Origin of the sequence: Clostridium sp. UBA6640, from assembly GCF_002455975.1 — a bacterium.
In the GTDB taxonomy this organism is placed as follows: Bacteria; Bacillota; Clostridia; order Clostridiales; family Clostridiaceae; genus Clostridium_J.
On sequence record NZ_DKLM01000157.1, the window covers coordinates 29,834 to 33,747 of the forward strand.

General features: G+C 28.1%; 3 protein-coding genes. 1 reads left to right on the forward strand and 2 read right to left on the reverse strand.

What is annotated here, in order from left to right; all coding sequences use genetic code 11:
• Positions 1–174: 174 nt before the first annotated feature.
• Positions 175–1,080, reverse strand: a complete 906-nt coding sequence (gene yabG / locus B2W91_RS18300; RefSeq protein ID WP_291583534.1) for a sporulation peptidase YabG — start codon at positions 1,078–1,080, stop codon at positions 175–177.
• Positions 1,081–1,277: 197 nt separating this feature from the next.
• Positions 1,278–2,282: a CotS family spore coat protein gene (locus B2W91_RS18305; protein WP_291583536.1), complete on the reverse strand. Its 1,005-nt coding sequence runs from the start codon at positions 2,280–2,282 to the stop codon at positions 1,278–1,280.
• 404 nt (positions 2,283–2,686) lie between these two features.
• On the opposite strand from B2W91_RS18305, the gene B2W91_RS18310 reads away from it, so the two are divergent.
• A complete protein-coding gene (locus B2W91_RS18310) occupies positions 2,687–3,814 on the forward strand; it encodes a glycosyltransferase family 4 protein (RefSeq protein WP_291583538.1) in 1,128 nt (375 codons plus the stop codon).
• Positions 3,815–3,914: the final 100 nt, after the last annotated feature.

Below are 3,914 nucleotides of genomic sequence, written 5' to 3' on the forward strand. Positions count from 1 at the left end.
GCATAAGTTAAATTTTCATTAAAGAACCCTATATTTCTCCACTGATTCAACTGCTATTTCATCAAAATTACTTAGTAATTTCTTATAAAAAAGAAAAGTGACTAAATCACTTTTCTGAAAATAAATTTATGACACAAAAACTTTTTTGGCTTTTTAAACAGTATATTCTTTTAATTATTTTATATATTGAGACTTAGGAAATCCTTCTCTATATTTTCCTCTAGTTTGAAGTCCTCCAACTCCTTTTATCCCTGTTATACTATTTTGAACTGCATCCTGAATGTCTACTATAGTGTCGATACTTGTATAAGCTATCTTTTCACATATAAGCACAGGATCTAAACAATGAATTAAAACTCTATTAGGTGAGCTAGCAAAGTTTGCTCCTGCATCCAAAAGTGCTTCATAACATGATTGACAAGCCCCTGCAAAAATAACTAGGTCATCATAATTTGATTTGTATTCTCTTAACTTGGATACACACTCTACAAAATTTCTAGAATTTCTATAATTATCTAAATTCATATAATCTGTTACTCCCTTTGTCATACCATCATGGCCTGTAATAACAACTATATCTGGATTCACTTCCTTAACTACTTCTAATATCTTACTTGGCTGCTCCTTTTCAGCTATTACTCTACCTACAGCCTCTATTGAAAGTTGTTTATAGGTTTTAAGGCATACCTGAAGATAATTGGGATCTCCATCTACATGAAGTACTTTACCTGGCCTTCCAAAGAATAACTCTCTATTTTGTACTACTGTTTTCTCTCTTCTTACATAATCATAATAAGATTTATCTAATACTTCAGCTGCTTCACCCCTATAATTAGAAGTTCTAGATAGTAATATTTTTTTAATAGAAGAATTTATTTTTTTATTGAAAACTTTATCTATTTCTCCTAACCTATCCCTAGATACAGGTTCCAAATCTTCTTTAGAACAATCTGCCTCGATTCTTATGTTTAATCCCTTTAGCACATAAACCTCTTTTCCATTCTCTTCTTTAATATCTATAATTTTAAAAGCTATATCTCCATCATAAGACTTCCTTACTACAACATCTCCTATTTTCATATACAATCCTCTCCATATAACTAGCTATAGTTATATGATATGGAAATGTAAAATTAAGGTGATAAGCTTAGACTAATGCACAATTCAAAATTCACAATTGAGAAGAAAATTAGTTTTGATCAAACTAATTTCTTTAAATAAATTAAAGCTATGTAATTAATGCAATTACATAACTTTAATTAACTACTATAGATAAATTATTCCAAATTATAAATGTTACTAAACTCTTTAATAAATGCTGTAAATTTTTCCTGTTCAGAGATCAACTCCTCCATCTTCTTGTTAAAGGTGTTCTGAATCCAATTTACTTCGTTATAATAATATCTGTTGCATAATCTCCAATAACGCTGAGGAAATAATAAAAATGAATATAAAACTTTATATTCCTCTTTTGTAAGTGGACTTATACTATTGTATGCATCTATTATTAAATTAGCATATTTAATATCCCACTCTCTTCTTTTTAGTACCTTAATTAAAAAATTTGATATGTCATAAGCCCGTACTTCTCTTTTACAGTAATCAAAGTCAATAACATTAACCTCATTATTATCACTAATTATTATGTTATGATATGTGTAGTCATGATGACAAAAGCTTTTGCTCTCCTCTGTTTGTCTACAAATTTCAAAGTAATCAGAGGAATTAAGATTGTCTAAAGCTTTTTTACTCAAATTTTTATAATAGTCTACTGTTTTTAAATAGTTAATGTCAAATTCATATTTATGATTCTTCTTTTTCCTCACCATTTCCTTCATCTTATCAAAGGATTTAATTCTTTTTTCAATAAGATGTGGCCATCTTCCTAAATCTGATTTCAATTTACTATTCTCAGGTGGTTCGTATCCTTTAGAAGCAATATGCATATGTGCTAAATTTTTTGCAGCTATAACTAAATCGTCATCATTATAAAAGTCGCACTCTCTACCATCAATCCACTGAGATAAAGTATAAATATCTTCATTTACCAGTGCATAAGGATTCCCTTCTTTATTTAAAAAATACCTATCTATATTTAGAAATCCACTCTTATATAAGTGCTCTTTTGCACCATATACAAATAATAGCTTTTGAGTGCCATAATTGATTTTTTTAAGGCATTTTGCGCCATCATCGGTCTTTAAGAGGTATACACCTTTATTAGGCTTTATACTCTCTATTTTAATATCAAATTGACGCTCGATCTCAAATTCTCTCATCATAGTTAACACCTCCCCTATAATTTATATGTATTTATATATGCGTTTAGAATATGATTATAGGAACTTCTCAGTTATACAATTGAGAAGTTAATTCAATGCACAATTCACAGTTCACAATNNTATGTTTTAGGAAATTATTTTTCTAAAAAAATAATTTCTTCCTTAACTGTGCATTGTGCACTAATCTGCGAAATGATATCTCAAACTGTTAAGCTATATTTAAATATACATTAAAATTTAAAGCAATTTATCTATATATAGTATATGTGCACTATAAGTCCAATATTAATATTTGTTATACAACTTATCCAACCATAACATATTCTTCTATACCTAATTAATATAATTTATTAATAGTAGTTTTTCTAAATATATCTGAAAAAGTATGTTTAAGGAGTTTTAATATGAAAATTGGAATAGATGCAAGAGCAGCTAAATGGTACAGAGGAACAGGTATTGGCACGTATACACATCAATTGATAAATTCATTAAATAAAGTAGACTTTATAAATAAATATTTATTATTTACTGCTGAAAATTATAATAGTCAAATAGATTTTAAAGATAATTTTTTTCTATCTCCCATCAAAGAAAGTAATTCTTGTAACTTTTGGGACGAAGTTAATATACCTAATATTTTAAACGGAAAAGATACAGATATTTATCATGTTCCTCAAAATGGAGTAGGGCTTCCTATTGAGAAAAAGTGTCCTTTTATTATAACTCTTCATGACACTATTCCTGTTCATATGCCTGAAACTGTAGGCGATAGGTATTTGGAAATATTTACAACCAAAATGAAATCCATTGTAGATAACTCCGATGGTATAATTACTGTTTCGGAATTTTCTAAAGAAGATATCTCTAAAGATTTTAATTATCCTAAAGAAAAAATTTTTGTAACTTATCTTGCTAGTGAAAAAATATATAAGCCTATAGACAAAGTTATAGCAAGTTCTATCTTAAAAAAACAATATTCTCTCCCGAATAATTATATTTTATATGTAGGTGGCTTTAGCCCTAGAAAAAATATTTTAGGTCTTATAAAGGCATATAGTAAACTACCTAGAAATATAATGCAATCTCATAACTTAGTTATCGCAGGCAATAAAGGTAAATCCTATGAACTATATAAAAAATGTGCTGAAGAATACAACGTGGATAATTATGTTATATTTCCTGGATTTATCTCTATGGAATACATGCCTTATTTATATAATTCTGCTTCATTATTTGTATATCCATCATTTTATGAAGGATTTGGTTTACCACCTATAGAGGCCATGGCCTGCGGAATTCCTGTGATAACCTCAAACGCAACTTCTATTCCTGAAATAGTAGGAGATGCAGCAGTATTATTTAATCCTAATGACATTGATGAACTGAGTAGTAAATTATATGAGGTTTTAATGGATGAAAATATTAAGCAGCAAATTATTCATAAGGGTTTTATAAAAAACAACTCCTTATCTTGGGAAAAAACAGCATTAGATACTTTAAAAGCCTATAAAACAATACTTTCATTACAATAAATAATTAAAATAATTTTTTTATATTATTTTATAATTGCCTAAAAGGGCTGTTTTGGAATCAACTTAAAAAGTTATCTCTAAAACAGCCCCTTCTTTTACA

Coding starts and splice junctions, on each gene's coding strand:
- B2W91_RS18310 (WP_291583538.1), top strand. CDS start 2,687: ATGAAAATTGGAATAGATGCAAGAGCAGCTAAATGGTACAGAGGAACA.
- yabG (WP_291583534.1), bottom strand. CDS start 1,080: ATGAAAATAGGAGATGTTGTAGTAAGGAAGTCTTATGATGGAGATATA.
- B2W91_RS18305 (WP_291583536.1), bottom strand. CDS start 2,282: ATGATGAGAGAATTTGAGATCGAGCGTCAATTTGATATTAAAATAGAG.